17 protein-coding genes and 1 other annotated feature are annotated in these 17,772 nt (G+C 51.3%); of the genes, 7 read left to right on the forward strand and 10 right to left on the reverse strand.

All coding sequences use genetic code 11. From position 1 onward, the window contains the following. Positions 1-38 precede the first annotated feature (38 nt). Positions 39-2,795 carry a glycoside hydrolase family 2 protein gene (locus tag AC50Y3_RS25570; RefSeq protein ID WP_494821546.1) on the reverse strand — a complete coding sequence of 919 codons (2,757 nt, stop codon included), beginning with the start codon at positions 2,793-2,795 and terminating at the stop codon, positions 39-41. Positions 2,796-2,952: 157 nt separating this feature from the next. Between AC50Y3_RS25570 and AC50Y3_RS25575 the strand changes: the two genes are divergently transcribed. Further along, positions 2,953-3,882 carry an ArsR/SmtB family transcription factor gene (locus AC50Y3_RS25575; RefSeq protein WP_494821547.1) on the forward strand — a complete coding sequence of 310 codons (930 nt, stop codon included), beginning with the start codon at positions 2,953-2,955 and terminating at the stop codon, positions 3,880-3,882. 841 nt (positions 3,883-4,723) lie between these two features. On the opposite strand, the gene mraY is transcribed toward AC50Y3_RS25575, so the two are convergent. Next, positions 4,724-5,677: a phospho-N-acetylmuramoyl-pentapeptide-transferase gene (mraY, locus tag AC50Y3_RS25580; RefSeq protein ID WP_494821548.1), complete on the reverse strand. Its 954-nt coding sequence runs from the start codon at positions 5,675-5,677 to the stop codon at positions 4,724-4,726. Beyond that, the gene (locus tag AC50Y3_RS25585; protein WP_494821549.1) at positions 5,677-6,456 is read right to left on the reverse strand and encodes a class I SAM-dependent methyltransferase; all 780 of its coding nucleotides are present in this window, start codon (positions 6,454-6,456) and stop codon (positions 5,677-5,679) included. The genes mraY and AC50Y3_RS25585 overlap by 1 nt, the downstream gene beginning before the upstream one ends. 181 nt (positions 6,457-6,637) lie before the next feature. Next, positions 6,638-6,897 (forward strand) — a binding site (T-box leader). 42 nt (positions 6,898-6,939) lie between these two features. Here AC50Y3_RS25585 and metG point away from each other — a divergent pair. Next, positions 6,940-8,592 carry a methionine--tRNA ligase gene (gene metG, locus AC50Y3_RS25590; RefSeq protein ID WP_494821550.1) on the forward strand — a complete coding sequence of 551 codons (1,653 nt, stop codon included), beginning with the start codon at positions 6,940-6,942 and terminating at the stop codon, positions 8,590-8,592. 41 nt (positions 8,593-8,633) lie between these two features. Here metG and AC50Y3_RS25595 read toward each other — a convergent pair whose 3' ends face one another. Continuing rightward, positions 8,634-9,251, reverse strand: coding sequence for a LysE/ArgO family amino acid transporter (locus AC50Y3_RS25595; protein ID WP_494821551.1), 618 nt, complete (start codon positions 9,249-9,251; stop codon positions 8,634-8,636). Between the two features lie 33 nt (positions 9,252-9,284). Then, complete coding sequence (locus AC50Y3_RS25600; RefSeq protein ID WP_494821552.1) at positions 9,285-9,449, reverse strand: hypothetical protein; 165 nt, start codon at positions 9,447-9,449, stop codon at positions 9,285-9,287. A gap of 295 nt (positions 9,450-9,744) precedes the next feature. Here AC50Y3_RS25600 and AC50Y3_RS25605 point away from each other — a divergent pair, with 295 nt between their 5' ends. Further along, positions 9,745-10,170: a cupin domain-containing protein gene (locus AC50Y3_RS25605; protein ID WP_494821553.1), complete on the forward strand. Its 426-nt coding sequence runs from the start codon at positions 9,745-9,747 to the stop codon at positions 10,168-10,170. A 58-nt stretch (positions 10,171-10,228) separates the two neighbouring features. On the opposite strand, the gene AC50Y3_RS25610 is transcribed toward AC50Y3_RS25605, so the two are convergent. From AC50Y3_RS25610 to AC50Y3_RS25620, 3 genes are all read right to left on the reverse strand, one after another. Then, positions 10,229-10,588 (reverse strand): DoxX family protein, encoded by a 360-nt coding sequence (locus AC50Y3_RS25610; RefSeq protein WP_494821554.1) that lies wholly within the window; start codon positions 10,586-10,588, stop codon positions 10,229-10,231. Between the two features lie 167 nt (positions 10,589-10,755). Beyond that, positions 10,756-11,640, reverse strand: a complete 885-nt coding sequence (locus tag AC50Y3_RS25615; RefSeq protein WP_494821555.1) for a hypothetical protein — start codon at positions 11,638-11,640, stop codon at positions 10,756-10,758. Between the two features lie 30 nt (positions 11,641-11,670). Beyond that, entirely contained in the window at positions 11,671-12,621 is a 951-nt protein-coding gene (locus AC50Y3_RS25620) for a helix-turn-helix transcriptional regulator (protein ID WP_494821556.1), read from the reverse strand. Between the two features lie 197 nt (positions 12,622-12,818). Between AC50Y3_RS25620 and AC50Y3_RS25625 the strand changes: the two genes are divergently transcribed. The 4 genes from AC50Y3_RS25625 (at position 12,819) to AC50Y3_RS25640 (ending at position 14,729) form a co-directional block, all read left to right on the forward strand. Then, a complete protein-coding gene (locus AC50Y3_RS25625; RefSeq protein ID WP_494821557.1) occupies positions 12,819-13,244 on the forward strand; it encodes a VOC family protein in 426 nt (141 codons plus the stop codon). 256 nt (positions 13,245-13,500) lie between these two features. Beyond that, a complete protein-coding gene (locus AC50Y3_RS25630; RefSeq protein ID WP_494821558.1) occupies positions 13,501-14,163 on the forward strand; it encodes a hypothetical protein in 663 nt (220 codons plus the stop codon). A 34-nt stretch (positions 14,164-14,197) separates the two neighbouring features. Beyond that, positions 14,198-14,329, forward strand: a complete 132-nt coding sequence (locus AC50Y3_RS25635; RefSeq protein WP_256256516.1) for a hypothetical protein — start codon at positions 14,198-14,200, stop codon at positions 14,327-14,329. Between the two features lies 1 nt (position 14,330). Then, entirely contained in the window at positions 14,331-14,729 is a 399-nt protein-coding gene (locus tag AC50Y3_RS25640) for a LytTR family transcriptional regulator DNA-binding domain-containing protein (protein WP_494821559.1), read from the forward strand. Between the two features lie 52 nt (positions 14,730-14,781). Here AC50Y3_RS25640 and AC50Y3_RS25645 read toward each other — a convergent pair whose 3' ends face one another. Further along, positions 14,782-16,038, reverse strand: coding sequence for an MFS transporter (locus AC50Y3_RS25645; RefSeq protein WP_494821560.1), 1,257 nt, complete (start codon positions 16,036-16,038; stop codon positions 14,782-14,784). 13 nt (positions 16,039-16,051) lie between these two features. Next, positions 16,052-17,698, reverse strand: a complete 1,647-nt coding sequence (locus AC50Y3_RS25650) for a PucR family transcriptional regulator (RefSeq protein WP_494821561.1) — start codon at positions 17,696-17,698, stop codon at positions 16,052-16,054. Between the last annotated feature and the right edge of the window lie 74 nt (positions 17,699-17,772).

Below are 17,772 nucleotides of genomic sequence, written 5' to 3' on the forward strand. Positions count from 1 at the left end.
AACCGTCTTGTTTAATACTTCGCGGCATGAATCGTTAACTACCTCAATTGAAGCAGCACATCAAACGGATAACGTCCGGCATTCCGACCGTAGAGGGCAAGACCGCCCTGTTCGGCCTCAAGCGTCAGCTTGAAGCTGCGGCTGCGATCCAGCTTCGCTGCGATTCGGCTTGGCAAGGTTACGCTGCATAGGTAGCCGAAAGATCCCGCTTCATCCAGCTTGTTGTACACCTCTTGATACTGCCAGGACAGAACGCCTCTGCTATCTGCAGGATTATCCGGAAGCAGGAACGAACCGACACGCTCCCCATCAATGAGAACATGGATGCGGGATTCATGACGCTCTTCATCCGTCATGTAGTACGTGTTGCTGTTGCGCTCCACGTTTGCGTCAGCCCCATGCATGAAACTAATCGTGTGCGCGCGATCCGTAGCCCCTTCCACATTGCGGGCAAGCAGTCGCTTCGCGCTGGCTTCGAAGCGGATATCTACATGGTGGATGACGTTCTGCTCTGCTTTGCTCGGCAGGTCAATGTCGTAAACGAATTGGCCTTCTCCGCCGCCGTTTGTTTTAAAGCCTTGAATCGCATTCCACTGATAGTTAAAGCTGTGCTCGGCAAATGCCGTAACCGGTACATTGACGAAACGCCCCTCTGCATCGTAGACGCCATCTTCGCTTCCGCTGCGCACATCGAATGTAATGAAGTTGCGTGTTACAACTTTGCCGGAGGCATCCTTCAGGGAGACCGCCAGCACGGCAACCGCATCCTGATTCGGCATCGTAACGGTAAGCGGCGCATCAATTGCTGTTACGCCGAAGCCATCCCAGTTAAGCGCGATTGCGCCTTGATCCGCAACCGTGCGGATACCGAGGTTGTCAAACCACAGCTCATAGCTCAGCTGCAGCTGCTGGCCGTGGTATTGGTCCGAATAGCTGGAGCGCAGCAGCGGCACCGCTACCCGCGCATTGGCTTGAACCGTCTGACATGGCGGCGCGTCGATGACGATAAAGTCTGCCGCATGCAGATCGGCAAGCGACATGCCCGGCACAAACTCCTCGTAACCGAAATATTTGTCCGTTCCATCCAGGCGATAGTAGCCGTTAAACTCATTGGTTACATCGCGGAATTCCGTAAAGACGAATCCGCACATCTTGTCATGGCGACGGAATTCGTTGAGCATGTACCGATAGTGCCATGCGAGATCGCTGTCGCCCGCACCGCTCGTGAAGCCCCATACATTGCCGCACTCACTGTTGATGAGCGGAGCGTCGCCTTGCAAGTTGCCGCCGATATAGTTGAAGTCTGAGCCCGGATAGGTCTTCTCTACAATCTCCGTTACATGCTCGCGTACTTGCTCATAGCCGTTAATATAGAAATGCCACGAATTCAAATCCGACTCGACATGGTCAAAGTTGCACGGGGAATTATCCTCGATAACCCGGGTCGGATCCGTTTGCTTCGCCCAGCGGTAAATCCCGCGCACCCATTCCTGCGTTTCCGGCAAGTACCAGCTCTGCTGGCCAGGCTCTCCTGTTAACCCATCCCCTTGCGGGTTGGTCTTCAGGCCCCAAGTTTCGTTGAACATAACCCAACAGAAGATCGATGGGTGGTTGTAGTCACGATCGATAATCTCTCTGGCTTCGCTCTCATAGGAAGCGCGCGCCGTCTCATCCGGGTTGCCCCAGAAGCATGGCATATCCTCCATCACGAGCATGCCCAGCTTATCCGCCCAGTACAGCTTGCGCGGCTCTTCCGGTTTGATATGGATACGGACCATGTTCAGGCCAAGGCGTTTCAGCAAGTAAATTTCATTATGCATCTCTTCATCCGTTGGATAGGTAAAATAACCGGTTTTATGGAACGACTGATCCAATGTACCGTTCAGGTAAACCGGCTTGCCGTTCAGCGTGATCCAGCGATACGAGCGGTCACCGAACAATGCCGTCCCGATTTCACGAATACCGAAATACGTGGAAACCGTATCCGTGCTTGTGCCGCTGCTGAGCGTGAGCTCGCCTTCATAGATGAACGGCGACTCCGGGCTCCACAGCTGCGGGTCGCTTACGATGAACGACACGTTAACCGCATTGCTGCCTGCTTCGAGCTGAATAACCGCCGTATGCTGCACCGACTGATCGGCGAAGCTGAACTGCAGCGTGGCTTCTCCCGCTTCCTGCGCCGTAATCGCGGCATTCACTTCAATGCTGCCGTCAATGCGGGTGTTGAACTTAGCCGATTGGATATAGGCCTGAGGACGCGCCTCCAGCCATACCGGCTGCCAGATCCCGCGAATTTCGCCATACCCTTGCTTGCCTCGTGCCTGCGAGCTGCGGTCGAAGTCTTCTGCGCGCACGATGATCGTATTCTCTGCGTCGTTTCTCCACAGCGTACTAACCTCGAACTCGAAGCTGCCATATCCGCCGGCATGTGAACCGACATGAATGCCGTTAACCCATACATCGGAGCGATAGTCGACAGCGCCAAAACGCACGAATACAAGCGATCCGCTCTCTACCGGCGCCCATGCTACAGTCTTCTTATACCAGCCTGTTCCAGTCTCGTTACGGCCGATACCCGACAACGGGCTGGACCACGAGAACGGTACCGTAATTTCGGAATCAAATTGATCCGTAGGCTGCAAAGCGGCAGAGTAATCGCTTACAATCTCTTCAGTATCTAGACGGAAATCCCATACGCCGTTCAGATTCAGCCAATCTTGGCGCTGCCAATCCGGACGCGGGTACTCGGGACGCGGCATTTCTGTTTGTGCAGATTTCAAAGCTTGAGCAGCCATTTGGGAAACACAACCTTTCAGGGTGGTGGATTTGAATTGCCCTCATTTTAGCATCGGTATATGATTTAATCAATATATATTATGTTTTTACAATACATCAATTATAGAGTACACTGGTGGTAATGAAAGAACTGAACGATGAAGGGTTGAAATGCAGATGAGTGAACTCAAACAAGATACCATTCGTTATCCCTCCACCCGCCTAATCGATGTGGCCAAAGCGTTGTCCGGTGACGTTCGCGTCCGTATCCTGGAAGCACTGGGCGAGAAATCGATGAGCGTCAGCCAGCTCGCCGAAGCACTCGGCGTTGCGCAGCCGACCATTTCCGTGAACGTGCAGATCCTGGAGAACGTAGAGCTGATTACATCCACACTCGGCGCGAGTCGGGAGAAAATATGCTCCGTCACCTGCCGCTCCATTCAGTTGGACTTGCCCGTGAAGCTTGGTGAAGGATTGCTTCGCACGGAAGAGCTGCGCATGCCCATCGGCATGTACGCTCATTGCTCGGTCCAGCCCACATGCGGCATCGTTACCCGCGATTGCGTGCAACTGGGATCCGTCGATGATCCGCGCGCCTTCTACTTGCCGGAACGGGTAGAGGCTTCCTTGCTCTGGTTCGCTGGGGCAGGATATGTGGAATATTATTTTGCCAATCCGATGCCGCCCGGCGTTGCCATTGATGAGCTGTGGTTCAGCGCAGAGCTGTGCTCCGAAGCGGCAGGCTTCCAGATGGACTGGTCGTCCGATATTTCCCTTATCATCAACGACCAACTTGTCGGCACATGGACAAGCCCCGGCGATCTCGGCGACCGCAAAGGTAAGTTAACTCCGGACAAATGGAAGAGCGGCACCGAATACGGTAAGCTTACAGAGTGGCGCATCTCCGCAGCCGGCAGTCGAGTGAACGGCGAAGCATCGTCGGAAACGACGCTTGCGACACTCGGCCTGCAGTACAACAAGCCGATTCGCGTCAGGCTTGAAGTGTCCGAAGACGCAGTCAATTGCCGCGGGCTTAACCTATTCGGCGCCGACTTCGGCGACCACAGGCAGGATCTGCTGCTGTCGTTTATCCGCTACGCGGAATAGATCCATAGAAGGACTGACTCAACAGTGCGCAGCCGCGACTTTTGGGACAGTCCTTTTTTTGTGGTGGGAGCTGAACGCTGGCAGGGGCCCTGCTTGGCGCCTCTCTGGCTCAGAATGGGTAGTTCACACTGTGAAGTTTCAGGGATATGCCGCCGGCCTCACTCTAACAAACCACAGAGGCCTTATTTCAGCAATTTGGCTCATTTTGAAATTCTAACGAACCCTACAGGCCCTATTTCATGTTTGGAGTCCCCTTTTCGAGCCTTTTGGGCGGAATAACGTCCCTACGATTCGTTAGATTTGAAAGAGGGCGATTTTCACCTAAATAAGGCCCGTACGGTTCGTTAGCGCGCAGCGGCTGTAACATCCGGGGATCTACATGGACGCCAAAGAAGCAAATATCTCGCAAGGAGCATACCTGGAGGTCTACATGAACGCCCAAAGTAGCTAATATCGCACAAGAGGCTCACCTAGAGATCTACATGGACGCCAAAGTAACTAATTTCGTACAAGAAGCACACCTAGAGATCTACATGGAACACCAAAGCAGCTAATTTTGTGCAAGAAGCTCACCTGGGGATCTACATGGACGCCAAAGTAGCTAATCTCACGCATGAAGCCCCTCTAGAGGTCTACATGGAAGCCAAAGTAGCAAATTTTGTGCAAGAAGCGCACCTGGAGATCTACCTAAACGCCCAAGCAGCTAATTTCGTACAGCCCTCGCCAAGAGAGCGGCTTTCGGTGCAATACAGTGGTGGGGGAGCGACGAATGAAGTAGGTAAGACACAGTTAGTTGAAGAGCCGCCTTTTGTGAGAGGTGTCGGTTGCCTCTCTCGCAGGATTACAAGACAAATTTCCAGAGCAACCACGAAACAAACGCTGCCAGCCACGACACAAACCCGAATATCATGACAATTTTGTTCTCGCTCCAGCCATACTTCAAGCTAAAATGATAATGAATCGGCGCCATCCGAAAGATGCGCAGCTTCGTCTTCTTGTAATACCAGACCTGCAGAATCACAGACAGCTGCTCGGCCAGATAGATGATAAACAGAATCGGAATCAGAATCTCTACCTTCTCGATGACCGCCAAGAAGGTGAGCGAACCTCCAATTGCTAGGGAGCCGGTGTCGCCCATGAATGCTTTTGCCGGGTAAATATTATAGATGAACAGTCCCAGCAGGCAGCCTATCATAACTAGAGAGAACGTCTGCACTTCGATTCTTTCGGAGATGACAAAGAAGAAGAAAAAGGTCGGAATCGCGACGTTGATTAACAGCCCGTCCAACCCATCGGTAAAGTTAATGGCGTTAGCGGAGCCTACAATGAACAAAAGCATGATCACCAGATATAGCCATGGGGGTAAGCTGAGCGAGAAGCCCCGAAACACCGCAATGTCCGTGCTTAAGTTGAATTGCTGAAGCAATACAAGCAGCAATGCACAGGCGAAGGTGAACTGAAGAACCAGCTTCATTTTGCCGGAAATGCCCGATGGATCTTGAAATGCTGCCTTTCGAAAATCATCCATGAACCCTACGACCCCGAATAAAACAAACGTTGCGCCTAAAAACAGCACCATCGGCTGGGGATGAACGTAGACCGAAACCATAATGCCAATTAGCAGGATTAATCCCGACATTAACGGTGTGCCGCGTTTAGCTTGATGATCAGGCGGCAATTCTGCACGAATAGGCTGCGTTAGCTTCAGTGTGCGCAAGCCCCAGATGAGCAGTGGAGTCAGCAGCGTTACGAGCAGAAACGAAATTCCAGACGCACTCAGTATGGAAGTATCCATTAGCCCGGTTCTCCTTCAGCGCGAGATTTATGACACTTCATAATGAGCGTAGATGGGATGATGCGCGCTTTTGTGCCGGAGTACCATTTTGCCGGATTGACGTTGTCCTCATCATCCACCTCAGACTCTTCGATTACAGCATCGATGACGAAGCCGGCGCTGATCAACGCGTTGATGAACGTGCTCACCTTGCGGTTGTGCATGACAATCGGCGTACCTCTCCATGCCTCATGCCGCTCGAAGCCCTCTGTCACATAGGACCGTCTGAATTTCAACTCTGCATCGCTGTATTCCACCACACTATGTACGGGATGCTCCCAGCTAAATACAAAGATCCCGCCGGGCTTCAAGCTTCTATGGATGTGGCTTAACGTCAGTGGCAAATCCACGGTCCAACCGAGTCCATAAATCGATACCGCTTTGTCAAAATAATTCTCCGGCAGCTCCGACATCTCTTCCATAGGTGTCTCCATGAGGACGACAGGCGTGTCCAAGTTAGAGGTAACCTGCCTTGCCGTCTCAATCTGCGAGCCAGACAAATCAACGCCCCAGAGCTCGCGCGCTCCACGCTTGGCCAGATACTCCAGTGTATGCCCGCTGCCGCACCCTACTTCAACGATCGCACAATCTGTAATTGTCCCCAGCAGGTTCAACTCCTCCTCCGTTGGCGCATAGGAACCATACGATAGACGTTCGAGCGAGCCTTCAAAGAATTGATCCGCTACTTTATTCCAGCCTTCTTTATTGATTTGAATGATAGCCTTGTGCTGCTGCAGCATGTTTGGATCCCTCCGCTTGGTTTGGAAGTCTACTATCCTAAATGCTAGCATTATATGGAAAATTATTGCAAGAGCGAATTAGCACGATTCGAAACAGAGTGGCATATTGTACGATCATAAGCGTGTATCCTTGACTTGGAAAATACTGTGTATTATAATCTCGAATAAGCTGAATATTCAAACAAAAGCTGTGAAGAGAAAGAGTATCGCGTTGATGTCTTTAACAGAGAGCCCCGGTCGGTGCAAAGGGGTAAAGAATAACCGCGAGAATATGGTCTCTGAGCTGCGCCCCGAACCCTCTATGGGAGTAGACTGCGCCGGATCCTGCACCCGTTACTGTGCTAGGGTATAACCGCGAACGCGTCGTACCTGAAGAGGTGAATGCCGCGAGGCATTTATAAAATTGGGTGGTACCACGTGAGCACAGCTCTCGTCCCTTCGGGATGAGGGCTTTTTCTGTTTTCCATTAAGGAGGCGATGTGGATGGCACCTATATTTATTGGCGGCGCTTGGCCGTATGCGAATGGCTCCTTGCACTTGGGGCGATTGGCGAGCTTATTACCCGGAGATGTTCTGGCACGTTTTTACCGTTCCAAGGGCGAGCAGGTTTTGTATGTATCAGGAAGCGATTGCCACGGCACTCCTGTCGCGGTTCAAGCGATTCAAGAAGGCGTTTCTCCCAGCGCTATCGCAGACCGCTATCATCAGGAATTTGCCGATTGTTTCGCACAGCTTGGCTTTACCTATGACCTCTATACGCGGACGGACCAGCCCTTCCATCATCAGGTCGTGCAGGAAATCTTCCTGAAGCTGCTCGAGAATGGCCATCTGTACAAGAAAACGATTCAACAGACCTACTGCGAGACGGATAAACGGTTTCTGCCGGATCGTTACGTTGAAGGAATATGCCCGGTTTGCGGAAGTCGCGCCCGAGGCGATCAATGCGATGCTTGTTCCACCATGCTCGACCCCGCCGATCTATTGGATAAGACCTGCAAAATATGCGGCAATCCGCCTACTGAACGGGCCACCGAGCACTTCTATCTTGCGCTATCCCATTTTCAGAATGAGCTGTCTGCTTATGCTGCCGGCAAGTCACATGACTGGCGAGAGAACGCGGTTCAATCAACTAAGCGCTACTTAGAAGAGGGCCTTCATGATCGAGCGGCAACACGAGACTTAGACTGGGGTGTTGAAGTACCGGTAGAGGGCTTCGAGGATAAGAAAATCTATGTCTGGATCGAAGCGGTCAGCGGCTATCTGTCAGCAAGTAAGCAGTGGGCTGCTGAGACCGGCGGGAGGTGGGAGTCCTTCTGGAAGGATGGCGAAGCGACTATAACGGCTTATTATGTGCACGGCAAAGACAATATCCCGTTCCATACATTAATATGGCCTGCCGTACTTCTGGGCGGAGGCGGACTGCATCTGCCGGATCGGATTATTTCCTGCGAGTACATGACGCTGGAGGGAAAGAAATTCTCGACCAGCCGCAACTGGGCGATTTGGCTGCCTGATATCTTGAGCCGGTATCAACCGGACTCCATCCGATATTTTCTCATCGCCAATGGCCCTGAGAGGCGGGATACGGATTTTTCTTGGCGTGAGTTTATCCACAGTCATAACGGGGAGCTGCTCGGCGCATTCGGTAACTTCGTGAACCGTACGCTCGCTTTTATAACAAAATCGTTTGAAGGACGTGTTCCCGCAGGCGAGCTTAGCGATGAATGGAAGCAGGTTCTTACGGAGTTGTACCTGGAGTCGGGGACTCTTATTGAAGAAGGCCGATTGAAAGAAGCGCTGGAATTGATCTTCGCTCAAATCCGCCGGGCCAACAAATATTTCGATGAGCAGAAGCCATGGGTTCAAATCAAAGCGGATCGCGATGCATGCGGCCATACACTCCATACCTGCACGGGAATCATTGCGAATTTAGCCAATCTGCTGCAGCCGTTCATCCCCTTCTCCTGTGAGCGCATCCGGACCTTTCTCACGCTTGAACAGCCGACTTGGAAGCTTATTACCGTTCCGGCTAACCAGCAAATTCAGAGCTTAGCGCTGTTATTCGAGCGCATTGATACTCTTCGTATTGAAGAGGAAGAAGCTAATTTGTTGAATAGCAGAACGCAGCAGCTGTAGCTGAGGCACCGTGGCCTAACGAACCGTACGGCTTCTACTCTCTACTTGCTCAATAACGTAACGAGCAAATAAACAGCCGTTCCCCACATGACTACAGCGGAGACTTTGTTCAGCGCCATCATAATCCGCCCTGATTTATCCAGACTGCCCGTTAGGCGTCCTGCCGCAGCCAGACTAGTAAACCATAGCCATGAGACAACCACGCAGGCCACGGTGAAGAACACCTTCTCGGCCCCGCTATATTGCAAGGAGCCTGTCCCAATGACGCCGATCGTGTCCAGAATCGCATGCGGATTGAGGAGCGACACCGACGCTGCAAAAGCAATCTGTTTGTTCGCTCCGAGAGCTTCCGCGGAAGAGGATTCCCGATTGGCCGGCTTGCTTTTCCAAGTCAGCCATCCCATGTAGAGGAGGAATAGGATGCCCACGGCGAACAGGATCGTCTTCAGCCAAACGAACTGCAAGACAAGGACCGATACGCCGAGCACCGCCAGCAAGATCAGCAGCGTATCGCAGATAGACGCCGTAATGACGACGGGCAGCGCCTTGCGGAGCCGGCTTTGAACCGCACCTTGATTAAACACAAACACATTTTGCACACCGAGCGGCAAAATCAATCCTAATGCCAATATAAATCCATGAATCATTGCACCAAGCATGGTTCCATTCTCTCTCCAGTTCCAGTTGTTTATTTACCTTAGCCCCGTGGTAAAACGATGTATATGCTGATTCACTTCCGCGCAATTGGCAGCACGCAGGACGAACTCGCCCGTAACGGCTCCATTATAATTATAATAGGTTACATGCGCCGCAGTCGCATCCAGAACGGTATTATCCAAATCTATGGCAATGTGCAAACGGGCTCAACTCCTTCGAGGCGGTGCCTATTCGTTCTACCTGCATGTGTGGAAGTATGTTTTCTCATTATCGGTTGCCGATCAGTCAAATACAAGAGGTGCGCACCTACTTTCCACAGCGAATTAATGAGTAGGAAACGGTTGCAATATTGTATCCAGCTGTGGATAACTTAAATTGTGGATATGTTCATACGTCCCCAATACTTATACACTCATTGCTGTTAAAGGCTGTTGGCAATGGGGGTAACTTTGTGAATAACTGTTGGGACAACTTTATGAACCGGAGGCCTCTATCATGTCCGAATCAACGACCCCCCCTATAACTGCCTTGCCTATGTTAGGGCAAACCCTCTCCCCCTTCGGGGCGGATCTGGTGATTGCCGAATGGACCGCCGAAGGTTGTTCACCGGAAAGGGAACCGATGCGCATTGCACCGCTGCATCTTCATCATGAAGATGATGAAGCATGGTATGTGCTTGAAGGGAAGCTGGCTATCCAAATTGGCGACACCATTGTAGAGGCTTCCGATGGCAGTGCCGTCATAGCCCCGCGCGGCGCGAAGCATACCTTTTGGAATCCGGCACCGGAGCCTGCCCGTTATCTGCTTATCATGAACAAGCGCATTCAAATGTTAATCGATGCGATTCATGCGATGGAGCAGCGAGATCCGGATTCGATGAGAGCCCTGTTTACCCAGTACAAAGCCGAACTGCTCGAATAGTTACGCACAAAAAGGCCGCCAGTCTCCTTCCCCGGAGAGTGGCGGCCTTTCAGTAATTCTATGAACCCAATCTTCCAATTGCGATAAATACGGCAACCGCCAAAATCACTACGTTCATCACGATCGCTTGGTTCTCGCCTCTTCTGGCATGAACCCCAATGGCCAGCACCATAATGACCGCAATCCCAATTCCGGCAACGCCGGCCAGCCATGGCAGAATGTCTGTTGCGGTTGGCACGATGAAACCGATTGCCGCGAGCAGCTCGGATAAGCCGACGAGGAGAACGAGCCCCCGAGAGGAATCTTTTGCCCAAGGCATGCTTGCTTTAACCTTCTCATATTGGAACGTCTTCATGATGCCTGCCATTAAGAACATAAGCGCCAGTATAATCTGAGCGGCCCACAATGCGATATTCATAATTTGTTCTCTCCCCTTATTGGTTGTATGGGCTTATCATACGACAAAGGGTATTTAATCAGAAGTAGGCACTTGAAAGTTTCCTTGTTTCCAAAAAGAAACCATAGATAAACACGGGAAAATCCGAGCAGGAAGCACACTCCCCCACTCGGATCTCCGCCTACATTTTACAACATGCCATAAGATTTTAACGTCTTTAATCGTTCTACCGTAACGAAACCGCGCCATTCGGCTTCAGCTCCGGGGCCTACCGGCTCCCAGCTGATGCCCCAACCCCCATCATCCCGCTGCTGATCGATTAAAGCATGCAGATGCCGATCCAGCTCGCCTTCCGAAATCACCTTGCCTGCATAGCTGCTACGCTTCGGAGCCCAATCCAGTACCTTTTGCACATAACCATCGGCTTCCGGATCTCGCTCGATGATGCCGGGCTGCTGCAGCCATTCCTCTATCCAAGCTAGATAGGGAGCAGCTTTCTCTTGCTCGGGCGTATGCTGCAGAAACGTAATCCACTGGATTCCATCGTGAAAACCTATCGGCTTCTCCTGTTCTAGCGCGCGCCAGATATAGGCTGTGTTTCGCTGAAACCATTCTTCCTTCCAAATGTCCGTCCGTGCTTGCTGTTTGTATAACGTTCCGATTAGTAGACCGGTCGGATTAATCGAAGCGACATCATCCCGCTCGGCATTCCACCAAGGCGCATGCGGGTATGCCGCCGCACTGCGGAATACGAACGGCACGCCGCCTTCCGGTAATGTAATGCTGCGAACATAGCGGATAATGCCGTCAAGGATGTCCGGATCATAGCTGTCCATCTCCTCCATGATCGCCAGCGCTACCTCAGTCGGCACAGGCTGACTGTCCGGACAGCGAATGTCCGCTTCCAGCGCATGTCCAAAACCGCCGTCCTCATTCTGATAGGCGCGAAGCGCGCCGAAGACCGCTTCTTTTGTCCCGTCCTCGAAGAGATATTCAAACCTTCTCCGATCAATCAACCTGCCGTTTCGGTATAGAAATGACTTTGCCCGTTCGAGAATTTTATTGTTTCCCATCCTGAACAACCTCCTCTAAAATAGGAATCCCTACTCAACTGTTATCTCTGACTGTATCTTGTATCTGTCGTAAACTTGTCTCGCCATCTGGAACAGCTCTTCCCGCAAATGCAGGGGTTCCTTTACTTCCGCATCCATGCCAAGCCAATAGAAAAACTTGATCGCCCACTGCCATTCCGAAGCCTGGCACATGAAATCCAGCTCCCAGCTCTCATCCGTGACCTGTTTCACGTTGTCGCCAATATGAAAGTCTTGCTCCGCCAATAACGCTCCCCGGTACGTTAATTGAGCAATAATGCGTGTAGAACCCTCATCGCTGTCGGCCGTACTCTCTGCTTCCCGAGCCGAACGTTCCGCTTCTTCGCCGGGCACCTCAATGAGTTCCATCGCTTCGAAGCGATCAACGCGAAACGTCCGCTGCTCGCCGTGGGTTATCGAATACGCTTCGCAGTACCAATACCCGTGCGCTGAATACATTTTACGAGGCCACAGTTCCAGCCAGCGGGTCTGTTTCTCCGAACGATAGCGCACACGGAGCCATCTCGAGTCAGCAGTATGGGCCAATAAATCGGTCAGAAACGGGGATTTGACGCTGCGCTGCGGCACTTCGACCTCGACATAATCAAGCATGGACTCGATCTGCGTCAAAATCTGCTCCGGCATAATGGCCTTCAGTTTATCCATCACCGTCCATCTAGCCTGCTGAAACGGCGTATCGGCCATCCTCGTCAAGCTGCGAAGCGCGAAGAGGACAGATAGCGCCTCGCCGGAATCCAGCTGCAGCGGCGGCAGCCGGAAGCTTTCCATCAACCGAAAGCCTCCTGATGGACCCGATACCGCATACAAAGGAACCCCCATCTCGGAGAGCGACTGCATATCCCGCAGAATCGTCCGCTTCGTCACTTCGAATTTGTCCGCCAATCGTTTGGCTGTTGCCGGCTCCTGCTGCAGCGCAATTAGGATCGCCATCAATCGGTCCATCCGCCTCACTGACATCCCTCATTTCAACCTCATTATATCACCCTATCGGTGACATTAAGTCTGTCACCATGCGAGCAGCTTCTAAACAAAAAAAAGATAACCTCACCGCAATATTGCAAACATATGTTCGGTACTGTATGATAACCGTATGGGCCATACTGATATGGCCACCCCAATCACAAAGGAGCGATTTTAAGATGATTACAATGTTGGTCCCTTATCTAGTCATGAACGGCAATGCAACGGAAGCCATCAAATTTTATCAAGAAGCTTTACATGCGGAAGTAGTCATCATGCAAACTTTTGGCGAGATGCCGCAGAACCCGGAGATGCCGCTTCCGGAAGAAGCTAAGAGCCTAATCGGCCATGCAACCATTAAAGTCGGCCAGACCGACCTTATGTTCTCCGATGCATTCCCAGGTACGCCTCATCAACTCGGCAACCAAGTTACAATTTGCTTGTGCACGGACGATGTAAATACTTCCAAGCAAGTATTTGCCGCACTCGAGCAAGGCGGTCAAGTCAGCGTGCCTTTAATTGAAACGCATTTTAGCCCGGGCTATGCGGTGATCACGGACAAATTCGGCGTTACTTGGCAGCTTTACACGAACATGCACCAATAGATTGCACGTTTTAAGGATAAAGAGACACGGCTTCGCACATGATGCGGGCCGTGTCTTTTTTGCTTACAAAGCAGGGGAAGTTATGTCTCATTTTGTCGTTTTTATTTCGTTTATATGCAATTTGCTTCTGATATAATGGAGTCAACTAGTCCAAATGTCGTAAAACAAAAGAAAAATGTCAAATCTATTCCTTCAGACATGGTAAAATGAAGCTATATGGCCTTATAATACTAACTTAGGAGGGAAAAGCGGTACTATGAATTATTTATACTTCATCTTGGGTTCATCAGTAGAATACTTCTCTGTTTTCGTTTTAATGTTTACCTTATTCCGCTTTCCCGTGACAGAACGGCTAAATATTACTTTGATTGTCTCCCTTATGATGAGTCAGGTTTCTTACTTCACTCGGCTTATCCCTGAAATCGGAGATATATCTTCCTATATACAACTCGGGATGCTAGTTATCGTCTTATGGGTCTTGTTCCGGGTTCCAATCTATTATTCTCTCATTATGAACGCCGCGGCCTTCATTGTCGGATTCGCCATTCAGGGGTTGACGCTTCTCGTACTCTCCCTAACCGGTACGCCGCTGGAAGTTGTGGCAGGTACCCCGATTCTGTCCGCATCGGTGCAAGTGTTGTCTGCTGCGATCGTGTTCGCCATCAGCAGAACCATTTTTATCAAACATTGGGGTTATGATTATGTACCAGCTTCGCATCGCGCGAACGTCACCATAACGGGAACCAATGCGATACTGCTCGTTGTTGTCGTATCCAGCCTCGTCATTGCTGCGGGCGCCGGACTCATCCTGCGGGGAAATTATAAAGACTATGCCATAGTAGCAAGTGTCATTTTTCTACTAACGATCCCCCTATTTCTGCATTACTCCATTAGAAAAGACAAAGAAGACGCTAAATAGGAATCGTTATTACTCTGATAAGGAGGTGATAGCGATGCAAAAAAGAGCTTACCAAATGTTGGCAGCAGCCATTATCGGCGTTTCATCCTTGTTTGTACTGACAGGATCTTATTTCCTGCTCCACAACCCGCGCATTCCAAACGAATTAAGAAAAAAGGGCGTGTAATATGAAGATTCCAGTCGTAAAAAGATACAATAAAAAAGAGTTTGATATCGTTTTTATTGATCTTGAGGACGTTCTTCTTATGCGCAGCTACCGCGGAGAGGTATACTATCAGACAAGAGAAGGTCTTTACAGTCAAGTTTCTACGTTTGAAGAACATGAGCGCTTCTTGGTAGGAGAAGGCTTTAAGAAAGTCGATCGTTGTTACGTCGTTCAAATGGATCAAGTCGAGTTTTTTGATGAAATCCAACAACGACTATACTTCGTGAAGAAACCAGTAAATAGCGATTCACCAAGCGCACCAGTTTCCGGCGCACATCTGAAGGAAGTAGATCGACTCTGCAATGCTGCAGAATCACCTGCGATCCGCAATGATCTGACCGGCGGGTTATCGACAACATAGATGGAAAGAACTAAAAAGCCTTCTTCCCTTAACCGGGAAGAAGGCTTTTTGGTTAGGCCGCCTGAATGGCGGCGCCTCTGGCACGGCGAATACGCAGCGCCATAAGCGAGGCCAGCAAGCAGAGGAAGCCGGACATTACGAATGGCACCGTGTAGCTGCCGAGCCAAACGCGCAGCAGTCCCGCTTCATAGGCTGCAAGCGCCGCGCCTGCTTGATGCGCCACGACGACCCAGCCGAAGATCATGCCGGCCTTCTCTTTGCCGAAGGTATCGGAGGCCAGCTTCGCGGTTGGCGGAACAGTCGCGATCCAGTCGAGACCATAGAAAACAGCGAAAACGGTCAGCTGCGTGTAGCCCATGCCCAGCGCATAAGGCAGGAAGATCAGCGACAGTCCGCGCAGGCCGTAATACCAGAACAGCAGCCACCGGCTGTCGAACCGATCGGACAGCCAGCCCGATAACGTCGTACCGACAAGATCGAACAGCCCCATCAGCGACAGCAATCCTGCCGCGGTTACAAGCGGGATGCCGTAATCGCCGCAAGCCGGTATCAAATGCGTTCCGATGAGTCCGTTTGTGGAGAAACCGCAGAAGAAGAATGTGCCGGCGAGCAGCCAGAACGTCCCGCTGCGCGCAGCGCTCAGCAAGGTCTGAATCGGAGTGAAAAACAAATTGCCGGTAAACGGTACAGGCTTCACCACTCCGGTTGTTCCTAGCGCAGATACGCCGACATCGTAAGGATGGTTTCGCATCCAGATTCCGACGATCGGAGTCAGTACGGCCAACACCCCTACAACCGTATATACAGCGGTCCGCCACCCGATATCCTCTGTCAGCTTAGCCAGCAGCGGCAGGAACAGAAGCTGACCCGTGGCAGCACTTGCGGTGAGCATGCCGATTACTAGCCCTTTGTGCGTGACAAACCACCGGCCGGCAATCGTAACACCGAGCACATTGGCCAAGGAGCCTGTTCCGATCCCGACCATGATGCCCCATAGCACGGTCATCTGCCAGATCGACGTCATGATCGGCGTAAGCGATAAGCTCACGATGAGCAGAAGCATGGAGATCACCATGATTTTACGTACGCCATACCTCGCCATGAAAGCTGCCGCGAATGGCCCCATTAAACCATACAGCAGAATACGAATCGAAACGGCGCCGGATACCGCGCTGCGATCCCAGCCAAATTCTTTCTCCAGCGGCAGCATGAGAACGCTTGGCACGGAATTAATCGCCGCTGAAACGAGCAGCGTCAGAAACACAATGCCGACAACTACCCAGCCATAGTACAACCTCGATGATTTCATTCCCCGTATCCCCTTACTTCAGCTTATAGGCAACAAGCGCCATCTCGAGACAACGCCGTTTATCGGCTTCCAGGAAGTCTTCTCCCAGCAGCAGGCTGAGCTTTTCTAACCGATTATAGAGCGTCTGGCGGTGGATGTGAAGCTTCGCCGCCGTCTCTTGCTTCGAGCCCATGCAAGCCAAATAAACATCCAGCGTCTCTATAAGCTGCAGATGATGCTCTCTATCGTATGCGATTAGTTCCCCCAGATGGTCATCCACATACGATGCGAGGAACGATAGCTTCGGAACAGCTTTCAGCAGCTGGTATACACCAAGTCGGTCATAGAAGATGCATCCCTCTTGCGTCGCTACATTACGTGCAACTTCAATAACCTGCTGCGCTTCTTCGAAGCTTCTGGAGGATTCCACAATTTGCGTACGCAGCTTGCCGAAGCCGGCATGAAGCTTTAATGATTTTCGCGGTTCATGCGCAGATGCTCGCAACTCCTCTGCTAGCCGCATAAGCGTCGCTTGGAAGTTGTCATGCGACTCCTTGTGCAGGGCGTCTTTGGCGCAGAGCATATAGATGCGATTGTTCTGGATCATGACCAGATTGTAGAGCCCATGCTTCTTCAGGAGCTGCCGAACCAAGATGAGCATATCCTGCTTATCGGCCTCAATCGTAATCGGTTCAATGTCGGCCGTATGCTGAATTTCGATAATGCCGCTGGCAAACAAATACTCGCCTTTGTTCAATTGACGAAGCCCCATTCGGGATTGTGCCTGGTCCTCGTTCTCGATGCGGTTATTCATAATATCCAGGATAAATTCGTTATGGTCGCGAGACATCTTCTCTTCCAGAAACTCGGTGCGCAGTGTAATCGCTGCAACAGCCTTCGTGGTGTAATCAAGCAGCAGCGTCAGCGACTCTGTAATCTCGGCGCGATTGTGCAAGAGAACCCCTACATAGGAGAAGGTCTGGCCGAAACAAATAACGGGCTCCACGACAAGCAATTGCTGCGCATTCATCGGCAGAATGGAGACGTCTTTGGCAGAGAGCGCCTTGGTATCCATCTGCCGCTGCAGGAAGCTCGAAATCGGCCCCGATACTTTACTGGTTAAAGCCGGGTAGAAAATGCTGTGGTCGAGCGATGAGAAATACAGCACCTGTCTGGCCGATTGTTCATGGAAAGCTTTCAAGATTTGCGCAATCCCCGTACTCTCCAGGGTTAGACGCTGCAGCTTTCGCGAGTAGACCTCCAGCTCCTTCAGAAACTGATGCTGCCTGTTAATAATCAGGGCGTGAATATCCTGCGTAATCTCGACAAACCGTACCGGCTGCTCAAACACAATAAGCGGAAAATGATGCAGGTCCGCGAGCTCCACAATTTCTTTCGGAATGTTATCGACGGTGGTGCCCATCTCGATACATAGCCCTGCCGCCTGTTGATCGATCAACTGCTTCATATAGGCAAAACGTTCCTGTTCATTCTGCTTCAGCCACAGGCCCGTCGTCAGAATCAAATCATTCGGGCTCACGTACGGCGCCACATTCGTAATTTCAAGCACATGCACCCAGCCGACCGGATGATGGATGCCTTCTCGTCCTGCAACCAATCTCGCGGCGCGAAAGATCGGCCGTTCGAGCAGCTGCTTAATCCCAAACGTCATCGTGTCCATTTTATCACCTTTACAGTAGACATTTTGTCTATACGTACTAGGCTCAATATACATAAATGTCTATCCATCTGTCA

The sequence above is a fragment of the Paenibacillus sp. J22R98 genome, from assembly GCF_059383835.1.

Bases quoted from the DNA above. Each gene is read 5' to 3' on its own strand.
- AC50Y3_RS25570 (WP_494821546.1), bottom strand. From the start codon at position 2,795: ATGGCTGCTCAAGCTTTGAAATCTGCACAAACAGAAATGCCGCGTCCC.
- AC50Y3_RS25630 (WP_494821558.1), top strand. From the start codon at position 13,501: ATGAATTATTTATACTTCATCTTGGGTTCATCAGTAGAATACTTCTCT.
- AC50Y3_RS25650 (WP_494821561.1), bottom strand. From the start codon at position 17,698: ATGGACACGATGACGTTTGGGATTAAGCAGCTGCTCGAACGGCCGATC.
- AC50Y3_RS25595 (WP_494821551.1), bottom strand. From the start codon at position 9,251: ATGCTTGGTGCAATGATTCATGGATTTATATTGGCATTAGGATTGATT.
- AC50Y3_RS25610 (WP_494821554.1), bottom strand. From the start codon at position 10,588: ATGAATATCGCATTGTGGGCCGCTCAGATTATACTGGCGCTTATGTTC.
- AC50Y3_RS25575 (WP_494821547.1), top strand. From the start codon at position 2,953: ATGAGTGAACTCAAACAAGATACCATTCGTTATCCCTCCACCCGCCTA.
- AC50Y3_RS25640 (WP_494821559.1), top strand. From the start codon at position 14,331: ATGAAGATTCCAGTCGTAAAAAGATACAATAAAAAAGAGTTTGATATC.
- metG (WP_494821550.1), top strand. From the start codon at position 6,940: ATGGCACCTATATTTATTGGCGGCGCTTGGCCGTATGCGAATGGCTCC.
- AC50Y3_RS25645 (WP_494821560.1), bottom strand. From the start codon at position 16,038: ATGAAATCATCGAGGTTGTACTATGGCTGGGTAGTTGTCGGCATTGTG.
- AC50Y3_RS25615 (WP_494821555.1), bottom strand. From the start codon at position 11,640: ATGGGAAACAATAAAATTCTCGAACGGGCAAAGTCATTTCTATACCGA.
- AC50Y3_RS25605 (WP_494821553.1), top strand. From the start codon at position 9,745: ATGTCCGAATCAACGACCCCCCCTATAACTGCCTTGCCTATGTTAGGG.
- AC50Y3_RS25620 (WP_494821556.1), bottom strand. From the start codon at position 12,621: ATGGACCGATTGATGGCGATCCTAATTGCGCTGCAGCAGGAGCCGGCA.
- mraY (WP_494821548.1), bottom strand. From the start codon at position 5,677: ATGGATACTTCCATACTGAGTGCGTCTGGAATTTCGTTTCTGCTCGTA.
- AC50Y3_RS25625 (WP_494821557.1), top strand. From the start codon at position 12,819: ATGATTACAATGTTGGTCCCTTATCTAGTCATGAACGGCAATGCAACG.
- AC50Y3_RS25585 (WP_494821549.1), bottom strand. From the start codon at position 6,456: ATGCTGCAGCAGCACAAGGCTATCATTCAAATCAATAAAGAAGGCTGG.
- AC50Y3_RS25635 (WP_256256516.1), top strand. From the start codon at position 14,198: ATGCAAAAAAGAGCTTACCAAATGTTGGCAGCAGCCATTATCGGCGTT.